Genomic DNA, 16,356 nt, shown 5'->3' with positions numbered 1-16,356 from the left:
GGTGAGCCTCACGAACCAGAAGACCACCGAAGAGATTGCGCTCGGCATTCGCCGCCGCGTCTTCTTCCACACCATGAAGAACAATGGCGGCTATCTGAGCCAGGCCTGCTCCGCCGCCGAAAGCCTTGCCTTGCTCTACAACGAGTTCCTCGAGCTTGGCGAGCCGACCTTGCCGAAGGTGCCGTTGCCGTTTCGCGGCGTGCCCTCCGCCGATAACCCCGACGCCTTTACCGGCGCCGGCTACCACGGCCCGGCGGCACCCGAGTACGATCGCTTCATCATCTCGCCGGCACATTATGCGCTGGTGATCTACTGCGCACTGATCGAGGTCGGGCGCATGGATGAGCATGCGCTCGACCATTTCAACAAGGACGGAAGCTCGGTCGAGATGATCGGCGCCGAGCACAGCCCAGGCATGGAAGTAACGACCGGCTCGCTGGCGCAAGGCCTTTCCATGGCCGCGGGCGTCGCTTTTGCGCGAAAGAAGTGCAACGAGCCGGGCAAGGTCTGGGTCTACATGTCCGACGGCGAATTCCAGGAGGGGCAGACCTGGGAGTGCCTCGCCGCCATGGCCCACCACGGCATCGACAACGTCCGCGTCATCGTCGACGTCAACCGCCAGCAATGCGACGGCGCCATGTCCTCGGTTCTCGATCTCGGCGATCTTGCCGGCCGGGTTGCCGCTTTCGGCGCCACCTGCCGCTCGATCGACGGCCACGATTTGCAAGCCATGCGCGATGCAGCCGACAGCGCCGAGCCGGGCAAGCCGCTGGTCATCCTCGCCAATACCTCGCCGTTCCAGGGCATGAACTTCCTCAAGAAGCGCTTCCCGCGCCTTCACTATGTGCGCTTCAAGAGCGCCGAGGAGCGGCTTGAGATGCAGGCGGCACTGGCTGTCGAACTGGGCGTGAGCCCAAACGAAATGGAAGGGGCCTGACCATGGTCGAAATTGTCAACCGCCCTTATGCGCGAGCATTCGAGGATTTTGCGACAGTGCGCCCGGAAGTGCTTTGCCTTTCCGCCGACCTCACCTCATCCTGCGAGGTCGATGGTTTTCGCGACCGGCATCCGGAGCAGTTCCTGTCGCTGGGCATGGCCGAGCAGAACATGCTCTCCTTCGCCGGCGGGCTGGCCATGCAGGGCTACCGGCCGTTCATCCACACCTTCTCGGTCTTCCTCTATCGGCGTCCCTACGATCAGCTGATCAATTCGATCGCCTACTCCAATCGCAAGGTGCGTCTGATGGGCTTCCTGCCCGGCATCACAACACCCGGTGGCATCACCCACCAGGCGATCGAGGACATTGCAGTCCTGCGCGCCGTGCCGAACATGACGATCCTGGAAACCGGCGACGCGACCGAGGTCGAAACGGTGCTCGAGGTGGCCGACGCGATCGACGGGCCGGTCTATGTCCGCATCCTTCGCGGTGAAGTCCCCCGGCTCTTTTCGACGCCATTCGCGTTCAACAAGCTACGCACGCTATCGGAGGGCGACGACATCCTCGTCGTCAGCTCCGGCGTCTGCACCGAGGAAGCCTTGCGCGCCACAAAGCCGATCGAAGCGCGCGGCATCGGGCTTCATCATCTGCACGCCTCGACGCTGAAGCCGTTTGACCGCGACGGGCTCATCAAGGCCGCGCGCGGCAAGAAGGGCATCGTCACGCTCGAAAACCACACCATCGTCGGTGGACTTGGTTCGATTGTTGCCGAGATCGTTGCCGAAGAGGGTCTTGGCGTCCGCCTCAAGCGTCTCGGCCTGAAGGACACCTTTGCCCATGGCGCCTCGAAGCCTTACCTGATGAAGAAGTATGGCCTCGATGCCGGCGCGTTGGTGGTGGCGATCGAGGAGCTGACCGGCAGGTCGCTCGAAATCGGTGAAGACGAACTGACCGAAGTTCGCCTCGATCATGTGCACTCCGCGCAGAAGGCGGAGGCGCTCTGATGGCTCCGCGGTTCACCGTCAGCTACTACGTCAGGGCCGCGGACGAGGCCGAGGCGCGCGCACGGGCGCTGGATATCGCCCTGGAACAGACGGTCGAAATCCCGCGGGATGTCGTGCCCAAAGGCTATGTCGAGGACGAAATCCTCGGCAAGCTCGAAGCCCTCGACAAGGACCCGAACGGCCGTCCCGGTTATCTCGCCGATATCTCCTACAGCGAAGACGATGTCGGCGGCGACTTCCTCCAGTTCCTGAACATCGTCTTCGGCAACAGTTCGATCAAGCCGGGCCTGAAGGTCGAGGACATCGGACTGTCCAAGGGTATCCTCGCGCTTTGCCCAGGCCCAAGGCATGGCATTGCCGGCTTACGGCAAAGGGCCGGCATCGGCGCGCAACCGCTGTTGATGTCGGCCATCAAGCCGGTCGGCCTGTCTTCGGTCGAGCTTGCTCGGCGCGCCCATGATTTCGCGCTCGGCGGCATGCATTTCGTCAAGGACGACCATGGGCTGGTGGATCAGAGGACGTCGCCATTTGCCGAACGGCTGGCCGCCTGCGTTGATGCCGTCGGCGAAGCCAATGCCAAGAGCGGCGGGCGGGCGAGTTTCGTGCCAAATATCACTGCGTCGTCAAAAGAGCTGTTCGATCGGGCGAAGATGGCGGAAGAGGCCGGCGCCGGCGCGGTGATGATTTCTCCGGCCCTTGCCGGCTATGACGTCATTCACACGCTGGCGTCCGACCCGGATTTCACGTTGCCGATCGTTTCGCACCCCGCATTTTCGGGCGCCAACGTCGTCTCGCCGGATACCGGCTTTTCGCATCGGTGCTTCTACGGCGCCTTGCAGCGCCTGATGGGCGCCGACGCAGCGATCTATCCGAATTTCGGCGGCCGCTTCGGCTTCACCCGCCAGGAGTGCCAGTCGATCGCCAAGGCCTGCGCCACCGATATGGGCGGCCCGAAGGCAATCGTACCGGCCCCCGGCGGCGGCATGAACCTTGGCCGCGTTCCAGAGATGCGCGAGGCCTACGGCAACGACGTCATGTACCTGATCGGCGGCGCTTTGTTGCAGGACACGGATATTGTTTCGGCCAGCCGCCGGATCGTCGAAGCGGTTGCAGGCTAAGCGCCCCGCCGTTCAGCAATGAGATAGCCTCCCAAGGCTCTGCCGGGCGCGCTGGTGCGCCCGGCAGGTTCGATCTACCTCCCCACCGGTACGCGGCGATAACGCCCGTCCATTTATTTCGGCCCAGCGCAAGGCGCTGTTGCGGCTGCTTGCTCCTTCGCACCGACAACATCGCCGGCCACCGGCCGTGTCGTGTGCGCGGTTCGCCTGAGATCGAGCTGCTTCAAGCCCGGCAGAAACACGGCGAGCAGTGTCGTCGCAGCCAGGGCTGCGGCGCAACCAAAGAGCAGCCATTGCGCGCCAAAGATTTCGACCGCCCCGCCGGCAAGAATGATAGCCAGCGGGATCGCCGAAAGTTCCAGCGCATCCGCCGCCCCCAGCACCCGCCCGCGCAGCTTGACCGGCACACGGCGAAGCGCGGCGGTCGCGACGATCGGCCCGATCGGTCCCGTCGCAAAACCGGCCACGGCGCCGGCGGCGATCAGCACCGAAACCGGAGGTGCGAGCGCGAGGACGAGAATGGCGAGCGCCTCGACGGCGCAACCGAAGATCAGTATCCCGCGCCCGGAAAGCCGGTGTCCCCAGGCGGCATAGGCAAGGGTTCCGACGATGGCGCCGCCGCCGCTTGCCGACAGAAACAAGCCGAGGCTCATGGCGCCTTGCCCTGTTGTCTTGAAGAAGGCCGGCATGACGACCGCCTCCATCGCACCGAAGATGATGCCGAACAGCGTCCCGAGCATGATCAGGCTGCGCAGCAGCGGATCGCCTAGCAGAAACCGGACGGCTTCCCATGCGCCAGCCAGACCGATCGCGACATCCTCGCCGCCCGCCGATTTCCGGCGCGTCGGCAGGGAGATGACGTCGAGCATCGCTGCGGCGAGCGAACATCCGGCGGTCAACCACAAGGTGTCCTCGACGCCAACAAGCGCGATCATCACGCCGGCAAGCGCCGGCCCGACGAGCACGCCGGCATTCTCGATCAGCTCATCCACGGCCTTGACCCGCTCCAGCCGGAACCCCGCAAGACGCGCCAGTTCCGGATGGCGGCTTTCGGCAGCGATCGATGCCGGTCCGTCCATTGCCGCGCCGATCGCAATCAGGACGACGAGCGTGCCGATCCCGAGCATATCGAGATGATAGAGAAACGGGACCGCTGCGACCGCAAGCGCGCTCGTCAAATCACCGGTGAATGCGATCCAGCGCGGGCCGAAGCGATCGACAAGGCCGCCACCGAACAGCGAGCCGGCAATCATCGGCAAGACGCCTGCGGCAGCCGCAATGCCGGTCCACAAAGGGCTTCCGGTCAACGTCAGCACGAACCACGGCAAAGCCACCATGGCGACGGCATTTCCGAGCGTCGAGAATGCGCCAGCCATGACGACTGCCCAGCACCGGCAGTCGCCGCCTTACGCGAATAGAATGGGGTTTCATGCGCGGGCCATCGGGCATAAATGGCGCTGGGATTGCCTGACGGAGGCGAGCATCGGAACACAGTTGGTGCTGGAGGACTGGGCAAGGCTGCACGCAGCCGGGTGAGATCGAAGCATCGGATTTAATTAACCGATTACTTGATCTATTATTCGCATGCGCTATTTCCGACGTCAAGCGGGCGCGCCGGCACGCTCGAACCAAGCCGATCCGCGCCGGCATGGGCCGACCAGATTGCGGAACCTATGCCCGTGCTTGAACAGGAAACAACCGAGTTCCGGCGGAGAACCTGCCTGAGCGGCGATATGCTCCGCGGCGGTCCCCTTGTCGCGGGATAATGTTGCGGGCGCTTTGCGCCAGCTGGCGGCGCGAAATAAAGCCGTCTTCGCGACCTTCGAAGACGGCTCCTATGTGGAACTGGACCACCGGACGCTCCTGCGCCTGGGAAAATCGGCAGACTTCAGATCGTCAGTCGGTGTCGCGATCGAACTGATTGACGATGCGCATCGTCGCCGCTCTCTGAGCGTGGCGCACGTCGGCATCGCGCTTGCTTTTCAGCATCAGGTGGGCGGCACGGACAGCCGGAAGGGCCACCGGCTTGTAACCTGGAACGGGGATGGGGCGCGCGGCTTCTGTCAGTTTAGGCTTACGCATATGTTCACTCCTCATTCGAACACTGGCCAGGTTGCGGCTCGACAGGAATGGTCGAGGACCGGGCAAGAAGGCAGCGTGCCTGCCAATGGAGGCAAGCGTTTGATCGGCCGTTTCAAGATTTATTGCGGACTGAAATGACGACACGGCTCGATTGCATCAGCCAATCCGCCGCGAAAGTCTTCGGAAGGAGCGGATCAACCGAAGCGTTCGTGTCGGCCACTGGCGGGCGCATAGCCCAAGGATACCTCCTAGGACGGCCAAGCCGGCGGCACCTTGACGTGGGTGCTCGCGCTCAGTAGGTTCAATATACGGTGTATGTTCAATATACTGAACAAAAGGATCGCGATGGGCGGCCGAGGCGCGGAAAGAATTTTAGACCTGGTCGAGTGGTTGGCATCGCGCAGCGAAGCCGTCTCGCTTGTCGAGGTCGTGCAAGCGCTGAGCCTGCCGAAAAGCAGCACGCTGCTACTGCTGCGCACGTTGGTTGAAGCCCGTTACGTCACCCGCCAGGCCGACGGACGCTATCTGCTGATCCGGCTGCCCGGCGAGCCGTCGGAAGCAAATAGCGGCTGGGGCACGATCCTGAGAGTAGCGGAATCGATCCTGCGCGAAACGGTGGCTGCAATCGAGGAGACAGGTTTCATCGCCGTGCTGACGGATGACCGGCAGGTTCGCTATCTCAACAAGATCCTGCCGATGCGGGAGATCCGCTATGACCGCGACATCGCAACGCAGCGTGTCGCCCACTATGTGGCAAGCGGGCTGATGCTGCTGTCCGGCCTGACGGATGAGGATCTCGAAGCCTATCTCCGCCTCTCCGTCTCCGAAGAGGACGACCCGGGAGCCATCTCCGCGCGCGTGAGCGCCGCGCGCCGGGAAGGCTATGTCGCCAATCTCTATGGCCGGGTCGAGGGAGCGGCGGGGGTCGCAGCGCCAATCCGCGACCCCGCGGGTCGCATCGTCGCCGTCGTCAACGTGTCCGGCCCGCGCGAACGGATCGCCACCAACCTCGGTCGCGTCACCGAGGCGACGGTCGAGGCAGGGCGCCGCGCAAGCGAGGCGCTTTCGCGGCGGATGTTCAAGAGCGGGAAAACCCCAGCGAGGAATTGATGTCCTATTTGCCAAAAGCTTCCGTCGACTTTGCCTGCCGCATCGGCGTGAATGTCGGTCGCGCCGAACCCCAGGCGCGACCATCGCTTTCGCTTGCACAGAGCACCCGTGGCATACTCGGCGCCGCCGATCTGTCGGCCGACGAACGCGGCGTGGCCATGGGAGGCCGGTCCGAATGAGGTTACGTTCGCTGCTTTATGTTCCCGGCAGTTCGCCGCGCTTTCTGGAAAAGGCCCACGAGCGCGGCGCCGATGCTGTGATCATCGACCTGGAGGATGCCGTCGCCGCCAACGAGAAGGACGCAGCGCGCGCAGCACTCGGTCGATCCGTAACCATGGTCGGTCGGGGCGGCGCTCAGGTGATAGTCCGGATCAACACCCACGACGAACCCGCCATGTTGGCCGATGCCGCTGCCGCCCGCGAGGCGGGCGCGCAGGCGCTTTACATTCCCAAGGTGTCTTCGCCCGAAATTCTCCACCGGCTCGACGCGTACCTGCGGCCGCTGGAAGGGGCTGCAAGCCGCCAGCCGATGCAGTTTGCACCGCTGATCGAGGACCCGGCCGGACTGCTGAACGCCGCGTCGATCGCCGCGGGGCCGCGCGTCTTTGCGCTCTCCATCGGCGGCGAAGACCTTGCCACCGCCATGGGCGCCCAGCCGACACCGGAAGTTCTGCGACTGCCGAAGCTGATGGTCCATTATGCCGCGAAGGCCGCCGGCGTTCTGTCCTTCGGACTGCTGCGCAGCACCGCCGACTATGCCGACAAGCCGGCATTGGCGGCGGCCATCGCCGAAGCGAGGGATTTCGGTTTCGACGGCGCCACCTGCATTCACCCGAGCGTCGTTCCCCTCCTCAACGACGGCTTTTCACCTTCACCAGAGGAACTCGAGCGGGCAGGTCGCCTGATCGCGGCCGCCGATGAAGCCAACCAGGCCGGGATCGGCGCTTTCACCTTCGAAGGCAAATTTGTCGACATGCCGATCGTCAACCGCGCCCGCGCACTTCTTGCGCGCGCCTCGGGCTGATCGCATCACCCGAGGATAGGGCGTCGCGTCAGGCGCGGCCGCCGCGAAACGCATCGTTCCGACTTGTGCTTGATGGGCTTGGGCACACGCTGTTTGAGGAGCCTGTGCCCTCAGGCTCTATTTATCCGGCATCCGCCACGAGGCCGACCGCCTCGATACCGGCGACGGCACAGGCTTCATCATTGTCGGACGTATCGCCGGTGATGCCGACCGCACCGATGAGATCGCCGTCAGCCGTGCGCACCAGCACGCCGCCGGGCACCGGCACGATGCGGCCGCCCGAGACGGCCGAAAGCCCTTGCACGAAATGCGGCCGCTCGATCGCCGTATTGCTCAGCCAACGCGAGCCCATGCCGACGGAAAGCGCGCCGTAGGCTTTGCCCGAGGCGATCTCGAAGCGCAGCATCGAGGATCCGTCCTGCTTCTGGAAAGCGATGAGATGGCCGCCGGCGTCGAGAACGGCCACCGAAAGCGGCTTCATCCCGCCCTTTGCCGCCGCATCGAATGCGGCGCGGATAATCCCATTGGCGAGTTCGAGTGTCAGTTGAGGCATAACAATTCCAATCGCAATTTTGCCGGTGCACGCCGGCCTGATGATTTCCGTTGATGGCAGGAAAGGCAACCCGGATTCCCGAATGCCAGTCCGCTTCGTAAGTCACGACAAACGCAACTTGCCCGCCTCCCCGGAGATAATCTTCCGAAGAGGCGGGCAAGATCGAGCCGCTTGTGCGTTTCCGTTTAGGCGGAACCGCAAAACCGCTCTATCTCTCGTCCTCGCGCATTTCGGGCGGAGAGGCGTTTGGCATTTGCCTCCAAGGGCTCTAGCTGGCGACGCCCATGACCTTGCCGAGATAGGCGACGTATTCGCCGAACTTCGGCATCGCGCGGGTGGTGGCCGCATTGCGCGGACGCGGCAGATCGATCGTCACTTCCTCGACGATCTTGCCGGGGCGATCGGCCATGACGAGCACGCGGTCTGAGAGGAATACGGCTTCGGCGATGCTGTGGGTGATCAGCATCACGGTCTTGCGGGATTCCTGCCAGATGCGCAGCAATTCGACATTGAGCTTGTCGCGGGTCAGCGCGTCGAGCGCGCCAAAGGGCTCGTCCATCAGCAGGATCTGCGGATCGAGGACCAGCGCCTGGCCGATCGAAGCACGCTGGCGCATGCCGCCAGACAGCTGATGCGGATGCGCATCGGCAAACTTGGTCAGCGACAGCACGTCGAGGATCTTGTCGACCGCCGCGTCGCGGGCGTCTGCCGGCATGTTGCGGATGCGCGCGCCAAGCTCGACATTGCGGCGGACCGTCAGCCACGGCAGCATGTTGTTGGTCTGGAAGACCACGCCGACATCCGGGCGCGGCGCCCGTACCTTCTCGCCCTTGATCGTCGCCGAGCCGCTTTCATAGGGGATCAGGCCGGCAACGATGCGCAGCAGCGTGCTCTTGCCGCAGCCGCTCGGGCCGAGCACCGACACGAACTCCTGATTGTTGATGGTAAAGTCGATATCCTCAAGTGCCTTGAACGAGCCGAAGGTCTTGTTGAGACCTTGCGCCTCGATATGGTTGACGGCAGGCTCGGCCGCAACGTTCAAACCCTTACCTGATTTCGGCACTTCGGCCGTGGCTGTCGACACCATCTTTTCCTCCCGAACTGAAATGTTCATACCTGAATTCCCCGCCACCAGACCGACTTGGCCGCAAACTCGATCAGGGCGTAGAGCGCCAGCGAAATCAGCGTGATCACGATGATGCAGCCGAAGACGAGGTCGGTGCGCGTCGATGCGGTTCCCAGCATGATCAGGTTGCCGAGGCCGCGCTCGGAGCCGACGAGTTCGCCAATGATCGCGCCGATCATCGCAAGCGGCATCGCCACCCGACATCCATCGATGAAGCTTGGCAAGGCGCTTGGCAGCCTGAGCGTCGTAAAGGTGCGCCAAGGCCCGGCATTGAGCGCGCGAAAATGTTCCTCCAGGTTCTTCGCCGTGCCGGCAAAGCCGCCGAGCGTCGCCACAACGATCGGGAAGAAGGCAAACAGAAACGCCATCGCCACCTTGGAGATGAAGCCGTAGCCGAACCAGACGATCATCAGCGGTGCCAGCGCGCTTTTCGGCGTCGTCTGCAACGCGGTGACAAGCGGATAGATGGTGCGCTGGGCAAAGGGCGAGACATAGACGACCATGCCGAGCATGACGCCGACGACGACGGCGGCGCCGAAGCCGATCAGCACCTCGGCAAGCGTGTACATCGAATTCTCGAAGATTTCGCTTCGCGCTTCCCAGACCGCGACGGCGATCGCCGAGATCGGCGGAAGGATGTAGCTTTTGACTTCGAAATATCGGACGCCAAATTCCCAGAAGAGTAGAAAAGCACCGAAAAACAAGACGACTTGGCTATAGGCGGCAAGTCGCGAAGTAACGCCTGGCATGTGGGCCTCCGAAGAGCGAGTTGGCATCCGTGGTGAGACGCGACGACTGGCGTCGGCGCGCTGGAGCATCTCCGGGAAACGCCTGAAGCGGCGTTCCCCAGGCAATGCCTTGGGAGCAAGGAGAGCGAGCGTTCCTGTCACGCAGGTTGAACCGAAACGCTCGGGGACTCATTGACCCTGCTTGTCCTTGACCACCTGGTGCGGTGGCGGCACGACGAAGCGCTTGAAGCGCCATTGGTCGAACGCGTCGATGTTGCGCTCCCAAACCTGCGGCGTATGCGGGTTGTCCTCCGTGACCTGGATCATGTCACAGTAGATCTCGCAATTGTTGCCGTCGGGATCCTTGAACACGAGGAAGCAGTTGGCGCCCGGACCGTGCTTGCCGATACCGCGGACGATCTCGACGCCGCGCTCCTGCAACATCTCGGCGGCAGCTTCCATGTCTTCGAGGCTGTCGACGAGATAGGAGAAGTGCTCGAGGCCCGGCCTCGTGTACTTCGGCAGATCGTCACGATCGGGCGAATCCGCCGGCAACTGCGACAGAGCGAGATCGTGATGGTCGCTGCCTGCACGCAGGAACACCATCTTGTCCTCGATCCAGTCCGAGACCTCAAGGCCGACGACATTGGTATAAAAATCGACGGACTTTTGGATGTCGCGGACCATCAGCACCATATGGCCAAGCTTCCGCACGTTGATCTTCTTCTTCATGTTCCTCATCCCAGGTTTGGGCCGACCTCAGCGACTGATGTTGCGGTAGAGGTCGACGGTCTTGATGCTGTCGTCGACGACGAATGCTTCACGCACGAAGCCCATCGTCTTTTCCATGCGATCGGCGCGAACGAAGCCGAGATCCTTGTTTTCCGCGTGCGGATCGCGCACGAGCGCGTTGATCTGCTTGATCTGGTTGAGCACGACGCTCTTCTTCAGCGTCGGATACTGCTTGACGATCAGATCGGCGGATTCTTCCGGATGCGCGGCCATGTATTCGTAGCCGCGGTAGGAGGCGTCGAGGAACTTGTCGACGACCTCGGGCTTCTCGGCCAGCATCGCTTCGGTAGTGACGAAGCCGCTGCCATACATGTCGAGACCGAAATCCCGGTACTTGATCATGCCGATCTTCTTGCCGGTCTCCTGTGCATTCTCGTTGAGAATGGGCAGGCTGGCACCTTCCCAGCATTCGGCAAGGTCGACCTGTCCTTCAAGGAAGGACGAAGTAATGACCGCCGGGTTCATCCGGAGCAGCTTCAGGTGATCCTTCGGCAGCCCGTTCTGCTCGAGCCAGGCCGGCACGATGTTCTGGACCGGCGATGTGGCACCGCCACCGACCGATTTGCCGCTGAAATCGGCAAGCACCGGCGTCTTCTCGCCGTCCTTCTGGATGTAACAAAGCGCGCCCGGCCAGACGGTGTTGATCGAGCCGACAAAGACGGCCTTGCCGCCGTTGACGCGGTTGAGAATGACGCTCACCGGGTCGCCGTAGCCGATATCGAACAGGCCCTGGTCGATCTCGTTGACGGTGCGCTGACCGCCATAGCCCTGATAGACTGACACATTGAGATCGGCCTCGTCGTAAAAGCCCTTGGCCTTGGCAACGAGAACGCCTCCCACGCTCCCTTGCGGCAGCCACGACATGTTGAACGAGATTTCCTCGGCCGCCTGGGCAGCCGTCATCATCGAAGCGAGCGCTCCGGCCAATGCGGCCAGGCGAAGTGAATTTCCAAACTTTTTAGCCATACTGTCCTCCTCAGTTTAGCCATTGCTGGCGGTTTGGGTGTTAGTCGATCCGAGCTCCTCTGATCGGATTGGTGATGGTGCCGACCTTCTCCACGGCGGCCGTGACGATATCGCCGGCATTCAGGAATTCTCCCGTGCCCATTCCGACCCCGTCGGGAGTTCCGGTTGCGACGAGATCGCCCGGACGCAACGTCAGGATCGACGACAGATAGGAAATCTGCTCGGCCACCGAGAAAATCATCGAGCCGGTGCTGTCGTCCTGCTTGCGGGTTCCGTTGACGTCGAGCGTCAGGCGCAGGTCCTGCGGGTCGCCGACACAATCGGCCGGGACCAGCCAGGGGCCGAGCGGCGCGAACGTGTCGAAGCTCTTGCCGCGGAACCAGTCATGCTTGAAGGGAAAGTCGCTGCGGCGTGTCAGGTCGCGCGAGGTGATGTCGTTGATGACGGTATAGGCAGCGACATGGTCGAGTGCCTTTTCGACCGGAATGTCGCGGCCGCCGATGCCGATGACGGCTGCAAGCTCGACCTCCCAGTCGACCTTCTGTGCCCGCTGCGGAAGAATGATCGCCTCATCGGGTCCGATCACGCTCGAATCCGCCTTCATGAAGACGAAGGGCTGACTCTCGGACTTCGCCGCTAGCACCGTCCCCATCTCCTGCGCATGCTCGACATAATTCGAAGCGGTAGCAAAGATCCGGACCGGACGATAGGGCGCGCAAAGCTTCGTCCCCGTTCCAAGCGGCTCGAACTTCGGGCCGCTGGCGGCAAGGTTGTCGGCAAGCGCTGCCAGCGCCGGCTCGACCTCGGTCCAGGCGTCGAGCATCGCGGCGATGCCGCCTGCACGCCACCGGCTCCAGTCCTCGCCCGGCCGCCCCAGGACGCGCGACACCAGATCCAGATCGTAGACCCCCTGCTCGGTCACGATGACCGGTCGTATTTCTTCCCTGATGAGCCTTTGCCCAAGCGCATGCCAAACCACCGGCTGTCTCCTTCCATGCTGTCGGTATCGTCTTGCATACAATTTCGTCATTATGTATTCTTGTCAAGTACACTGGTGCACACAGAGACGAAAGTTGCGAAAAAATGCACATGGGGCGTATCGAGCTGTTTCACGAATGGGGGTCGATCCAATCCCACAAGGTCCGCCTCTGCCTCGCCGAGCTTGACCTTCCCTGGATTTCCCGCCGCGTGGATCTCGCAGCCTTTGCCAATCTCCAGGCGGACTTCCTCGCCATCAACCCACTCGGCCTCGTGCCGGCATTGAGGTTCGGCGATGAGATCGTCACCGAATCGTCGCGCATCAACGAGCGACTGAATGACCTGGCGAGCGGCGGGCTCTTGCCGACGGCGCCTGACGTGCGGCAGCGCGTGCGTGCGTGGACGTCGGTGGCGGACAACGTGGTTCATCCGGCCGTCAGGCCACCGACATTCAACCTGATCCTGAAGGTGCGCGTACAGCGGCTGCCGGCGGGCGCGCTCGACGCCGCGATGGACCGCCATCCGATCGCGGCCCGCGCCGATGCTTACAGAGAGGCAGCAACAGCCCCGATCGATTGCCCGGCGATCATCCGTTCGATTGCGACGATGAAGCAGGTCCTTGCCGAAATGGACGAGGCACTCTCGCAACGGCGATGGCTTGCGGCAGAAACCTACACATTGGCGGATGTGGCGATGTCCGCCTTCATCGACCGGCTCGATCGGCTCGCCATGTCGACCCTTCTTGATGCCGTTCCGAATGTTCACGCATGGGCGACGAAAATCAGAAACCGGCCAAGCTTTCCTCTGGCCAAGGGGCCTGAAACCGAACGCCCCGATCCGCTCGTCGATTGCGCCCTGGTCGAACGGCTGATCGCTGCCGCCAATTCATAAACCGCCGAGATAACCAACGTCCGAAAGGGAACCCATGGACCATCGAAGCCTCCCATCCACGCAACCGGACACCGGCCTGCTGGAAAGAATGTTCACCCAGGCAAGAAGCCAGAACGGCTGGCTCGATCGGCCCGTGCCAAACGCGCTGATCGAGCAGATCCACGATCTCGCCCGCCTGGCACCGACGAGCATGAACTGCTCGCCGCTGAGGATCACCTACCTCGTCACGACAGAGGCGAAGGACCGCCTGCGCCCGGCGCTTGCCGCCGGCAATGTCGAGAAGATGATGACCTGCCCTGTCGTCGCCATCTTCGCGACCGACTTCGCCTTTGCCGAGCGCCTGCCGTTTCTGTTCCCGCATACGGACGGCAAAGGGTTCTTCGAGCGCAATCCGCACCTCGTCGAGGACACAGCTTTTCGGAACGCCACGCTGCAGGCGGGCTACTACATGCTGGCGGCCCGCGCGCTCGGGCTAGACTGCGGCCCGATCTCCGGCTTCGACGCCAAAGCGGTGGATGCGATCTTCTTCGAGCATACGCAGCTGAGATCGAATTTTATTTGCGGCCTCGGCCATGGCGACCCGTCCAAACTCTTTGCCCGGCACCCGCGGCTGCCATTCGAAGAGGTCTGCCGGATCCTCTAACGGCAAAAGCCCCCGGTGAGATCACCGGGGGCCTTCCGTCAGAACATCGCCAAGACTCAGGCCGGCGCGCGCGCCACCACCTTCAATTCCACGACCATATCGGGATGCGGCAGCTCGTTGACGCCAACCGTTGTGCGGGCCGGCCCATCGGCGGCAAACCACATATTGTATTCGTCGTTCATCGCCCGGTAGTAGCGCATGTCGGTCAGAAACACCGTGACATCGACGATATCGCCGAAACTCCCGCCGTTGCGGGCAAGCGTCTCGCCGACCTTTCGCAGGATCGCCCGCAACTGCTCGGCGACATCGTAGGTCGTTTGACCGTCAGCGTCGCTTGCTGAGCCAGCAATTGTGCCATCCGCCTGCCGGGCGCTCATGCCGGACAGGAAGAACAATCCGCCCGCCCGCTTGAGATCGGGATAATTGGCAAGCGGCTTTATGGCCCCCGGAACCGACGCGTTCATGCGGGCTCCATCGTCGCAGCCCAGGGCTTGAAGCCGATCTCGGTGGAGGCGGAGACGAACTTTTGCTCGGCCTGACGGTCAAGTTCGACCAGCGGCGGCCGCACGGCCCGCCAGGTCTCGTCGCCGGTATGGCGAGCCATCGCCACCTTCATGGCCTGGATCATCGGGAACTGCTGGAACATTGCACGTACCGGCGCTATCGGAGCGAAAGCCTGTGCGGCACCCAAAGTCCTTGAAGCCGCGACCGCATCGACCATCGCCTTGGCGTTGACATTGGCGGTTGCCGAAATGCAGCCGACCGCACCGCGTTCGATGGTCTCGCCGAGCAGGATCTCGGAAGCGGGAAAAACGCGGAACCCGTTGCCGACCGAGAGAAAGCCGTTCAGCGTATCGCGATCACCGGAACTGTCCTTCACGCCGAGAATGTTGGCGGGATACCGGCGCCGCAGGGTCTCGATCAGCTCAAGGGTGATGGGCACGCCGGTGAATTGCGGGATGTGATAGAGAACGATCGAGAGGCGATCGGATCCGACCGCTTCGATCAGCCGGCCGTAGTATCGGGCGAGACCGTCCGTCGTCAGCGGCTTGAAGAAGAACGGCGGCAAGACGAGCACTGCGGGCGCGCCGGCATCGACGGCCGCACGCGTAAGCTCGATGGTTTCCTCCAGGCTGCAGGCACCGACCCCCGGCATCAATGCCTTCGTCGGGATGCCGGCCATGACGACCGCATCGAGCAGGTCGCGCTTCTTGCGCAACGCCAGCGACGCGGCTTCGCTGTTGGTGCCGAAAACCGCGAGCCCGGCGCCCTGTTCGACGATCCAGCGGCAATGCTCGATGAACCGGGGTGTGTTGCAGCTCAGGTCAGCCTTGTAGGGTGTCAGGACCGGAGCGTAGACGGAAAAGAGGTCTGGATTCATGGCTGTTCACTTTCGATTTTGACAGGTGAGACCGCAGGAAAAGAAGCCGCATTCCTGCTGGGCGAACCGGATAATCTCGCGTCCAAGCTCCTCCTCGCGCGTGTCGAAATGCGCGACGATGGACGTGTGATTGTGGCGGTTGAGCTGCAGGAAACGCGGCGCCTTGCCCTTGCGGAGCGCATGGCGCTGGACGAATTCGGCACCATAGGCATCGATGTAGCGGTTCTCGTGCTCTGCCACGGCGACCAGCACCGGCAGGTCGCGCGTGCCCGCATGGGTCACGGGGGAGCGCGCCTCGTACGTGGCGATATCGTCCCCGAAATACTGCCGGACATTGGCGGCGTTGGGATTGTCGGCCAGTTGATCGGCGCGAAGCCGTGCGCTGATGAAGACCGCGCCCTTGACCGCGGGGCTCGCTAATCGCCCGGCTTCCGGATCATAGAGATAGCCCGCGACATGGCAGCCGCCGGCCGAATGACCGATGAGCAGGATGGATTGCGGATCGCCGCCGTAATCGGCGATCGAGGAGGTTATCCAGTCGATCGCCGCGGCGACGTCGCGCGCGCCCTGCGGATACTGTGCCCCGGGTGCCAGGCGGTATTCGATGTTGACGCCGACAAAGCCCTGGCGGGCGAACCAGCGCAGCACGTTGTCGTAGATCAGCCCGTCGGCGCTCTTTGATCCGCGCGTGAAGGCCCCGCCGTGAACGAAGGCAACGACATTGCGCCGGCGGCCGCCGGCGCAGGAATAGGCGCTTTCGAACACGTCCAGGCGCTGCGCGCCGTCTTCGCCATAGGGGATGTCGCGGTGTTCAGCCAGTGGCTGGCGGGCAACGCTTGCTTCGACATGCGGCCGGTAGACATCGAGCACGACCTTGCGGCTTGCCGCCAGGTCGTCGTTCCAGATGGCGCCGACGGCGTCCAGCCTCGCCTGATCCGTGACCGTCAATCCCGCAAACCTCATCCCGCACCTCCATGCTGATCTGACGGCGTTTTCCGTGGACCGGCGCCGTTGTGCATTTCG

The 16,356-nt window shown here is 63.0% G+C and carries 19 protein-coding genes; 8 read left to right on the top strand and 11 right to left on the bottom strand.

Annotated elements, in window-relative coordinates:
- The first annotated feature begins 1 nt into the window (after nucleotide 1).
- From BLJAPNOD_RS25470 to BLJAPNOD_RS25460, 3 genes are read left to right on the top strand one after another with little or no spacing between them, the layout of a single operon-like run.
- A complete protein-coding gene (locus BLJAPNOD_RS25470; RefSeq protein ID WP_077501468.1) occupies nucleotides 2–937 on the top strand; it encodes a transketolase in 936 nt (311 codons plus the stop codon).
- Nucleotides 938–939: 2 nt separating this feature from the next.
- Nucleotides 940–1,941 carry a transketolase C-terminal domain-containing protein gene (locus BLJAPNOD_RS25465; RefSeq protein ID WP_077501469.1) on the top strand — a complete coding sequence of 334 codons (1,002 nt, stop codon included), beginning with the start codon at nucleotides 940–942 and terminating at the stop codon, nucleotides 1,939–1,941.
- Entirely contained in the window at nucleotides 1,941–3,059 is a 1,119-nt protein-coding gene (locus BLJAPNOD_RS25460) for a RuBisCO large subunit C-terminal-like domain-containing protein (RefSeq protein ID WP_077501470.1), read from the top strand. The genes BLJAPNOD_RS25465 and BLJAPNOD_RS25460 overlap by 1 nt, the downstream gene beginning before the upstream one ends.
- 113 nt (nucleotides 3,060–3,172) lie before the next feature.
- Here the strand turns inward: BLJAPNOD_RS25460 and BLJAPNOD_RS25455 are convergent, their stop codons facing one another.
- Nucleotides 3,173–4,435, bottom strand: a complete 1,263-nt coding sequence (locus tag BLJAPNOD_RS25455) for an MFS transporter (RefSeq protein WP_115421851.1) — start codon at nucleotides 4,433–4,435, stop codon at nucleotides 3,173–3,175.
- 520 nt (nucleotides 4,436–4,955) lie between these two features.
- Entirely contained in the window at nucleotides 4,956–5,141 is a 186-nt protein-coding gene (locus BLJAPNOD_RS35225; RefSeq protein WP_139353897.1) for a hypothetical protein, read from the bottom strand.
- A gap of 315 nt (nucleotides 5,142–5,456) precedes the next feature.
- Here BLJAPNOD_RS35225 and BLJAPNOD_RS25440 point away from each other — a divergent pair, with 315 nt between their 5' ends.
- From BLJAPNOD_RS25440 to BLJAPNOD_RS25430, 3 genes are read left to right on the top strand one after another with little or no spacing between them, the layout of a single operon-like run.
- The gene (locus BLJAPNOD_RS25440) at nucleotides 5,457–6,251 is read left to right on the top strand and encodes a helix-turn-helix domain-containing protein (protein WP_115421849.1); all 795 of its coding nucleotides are present in this window, start codon (nucleotides 5,457–5,459) and stop codon (nucleotides 6,249–6,251) included.
- Complete coding sequence (locus BLJAPNOD_RS25435; protein ID WP_115421848.1) at nucleotides 6,251–6,430, top strand: hypothetical protein; 180 nt, start codon at nucleotides 6,251–6,253, stop codon at nucleotides 6,428–6,430. Before BLJAPNOD_RS25440 ends, BLJAPNOD_RS25435 begins: the two co-directional genes overlap by 1 nt.
- On the top strand, nucleotides 6,427–7,275 hold the full coding sequence (locus tag BLJAPNOD_RS25430) for a CoA ester lyase (protein WP_115421847.1): 849 nt from the start codon (nucleotides 6,427–6,429) through the stop codon (nucleotides 7,273–7,275). Before BLJAPNOD_RS25435 ends, BLJAPNOD_RS25430 begins: the two co-directional genes overlap by 4 nt.
- Before the next feature lie 121 nt (nucleotides 7,276–7,396).
- Here the strand turns inward: BLJAPNOD_RS25430 and BLJAPNOD_RS25425 are convergent, their stop codons facing one another.
- The 6 genes from BLJAPNOD_RS25425 to BLJAPNOD_RS25400 form a co-directional block, all read right to left on the bottom strand.
- The gene (locus BLJAPNOD_RS25425; RefSeq protein ID WP_077501477.1) at nucleotides 7,397–7,828 is read right to left on the bottom strand and encodes a heme-binding protein; all 432 of its coding nucleotides are present in this window, start codon (nucleotides 7,826–7,828) and stop codon (nucleotides 7,397–7,399) included.
- A gap of 268 nt (nucleotides 7,829–8,096) precedes the next feature.
- Nucleotides 8,097–8,942, bottom strand: coding sequence for an ABC transporter ATP-binding protein (locus tag BLJAPNOD_RS25420; RefSeq protein WP_244611085.1), 846 nt, complete (start codon nucleotides 8,940–8,942; stop codon nucleotides 8,097–8,099).
- The gene (locus BLJAPNOD_RS25415) at nucleotides 8,939–9,703 is read right to left on the bottom strand and encodes an ABC transporter permease (protein WP_077501478.1); all 765 of its coding nucleotides are present in this window, start codon (nucleotides 9,701–9,703) and stop codon (nucleotides 8,939–8,941) included. Before BLJAPNOD_RS25415 ends, BLJAPNOD_RS25420 begins: the two co-directional genes overlap by 4 nt.
- A gap of 168 nt (nucleotides 9,704–9,871) precedes the next feature.
- On the bottom strand, nucleotides 9,872–10,414 hold the full coding sequence (locus tag BLJAPNOD_RS25410) for a VOC family protein (RefSeq protein ID WP_199566026.1): 543 nt from the start codon (nucleotides 10,412–10,414) through the stop codon (nucleotides 9,872–9,874).
- 27 nt (nucleotides 10,415–10,441) lie between these two features.
- Complete coding sequence (locus BLJAPNOD_RS25405) at nucleotides 10,442–11,440, bottom strand: ABC transporter substrate-binding protein (protein ID WP_077501481.1); 999 nt, start codon at nucleotides 11,438–11,440, stop codon at nucleotides 10,442–10,444.
- Nucleotides 11,441–11,480: 40 nt separating this feature from the next.
- Nucleotides 11,481–12,419, bottom strand: coding sequence for a fumarylacetoacetate hydrolase family protein (locus BLJAPNOD_RS25400; RefSeq protein WP_210189526.1), 939 nt, complete (start codon nucleotides 12,417–12,419; stop codon nucleotides 11,481–11,483).
- Between the two features lie 110 nt (nucleotides 12,420–12,529).
- On the opposite strand from BLJAPNOD_RS25400, the gene BLJAPNOD_RS25395 reads away from it, so the two are divergent.
- Both BLJAPNOD_RS25395 and BLJAPNOD_RS25390 read left to right on the top strand, forming a co-directional pair.
- Nucleotides 12,530–13,309 carry a glutathione S-transferase family protein gene (locus tag BLJAPNOD_RS25395; protein ID WP_158556171.1) on the top strand — a complete coding sequence of 260 codons (780 nt, stop codon included), beginning with the start codon at nucleotides 12,530–12,532 and terminating at the stop codon, nucleotides 13,307–13,309.
- A 34-nt stretch (nucleotides 13,310–13,343) separates the two neighbouring features.
- On the top strand, nucleotides 13,344–13,952 hold the full coding sequence (locus BLJAPNOD_RS25390) for a malonic semialdehyde reductase (protein WP_115421845.1): 609 nt from the start codon (nucleotides 13,344–13,346) through the stop codon (nucleotides 13,950–13,952).
- Between the two features lie 56 nt (nucleotides 13,953–14,008).
- On the opposite strand, the gene BLJAPNOD_RS25385 is transcribed toward BLJAPNOD_RS25390, so the two are convergent.
- The 3 genes from BLJAPNOD_RS25385 to BLJAPNOD_RS25375 are packed head-to-tail and all read right to left on the bottom strand — an operon-like array spanning nucleotide 14,009 to nucleotide 16,296.
- Nucleotides 14,009–14,416 (bottom strand): RidA family protein, encoded by a 408-nt coding sequence (locus tag BLJAPNOD_RS25385; protein ID WP_115421844.1) that lies wholly within the window; start codon nucleotides 14,414–14,416, stop codon nucleotides 14,009–14,011.
- Entirely contained in the window at nucleotides 14,413–15,333 is a 921-nt protein-coding gene (locus tag BLJAPNOD_RS25380; RefSeq protein WP_115421843.1) for a dihydrodipicolinate synthase family protein, read from the bottom strand. The genes BLJAPNOD_RS25385 and BLJAPNOD_RS25380 overlap by 4 nt, the downstream gene beginning before the upstream one ends.
- A 6-nt stretch (nucleotides 15,334–15,339) precedes the next feature.
- Nucleotides 15,340–16,296, bottom strand: coding sequence for an alpha/beta hydrolase (locus tag BLJAPNOD_RS25375; RefSeq protein ID WP_077501491.1), 957 nt, complete (start codon nucleotides 16,294–16,296; stop codon nucleotides 15,340–15,342).
- Nucleotides 16,297–16,356 lie beyond the last annotated feature (60 nt).

This window comes from Ensifer sp. M14 (genome assembly GCF_003355565.1).
Taxonomy (GTDB): domain Bacteria; phylum Pseudomonadota; class Alphaproteobacteria; order Rhizobiales; family Rhizobiaceae; genus Ensifer.
The sequence above is the reverse complement of the archived record's forward strand: the minus strand, read 5'-3'. Positions and strand labels throughout refer to the sequence as shown.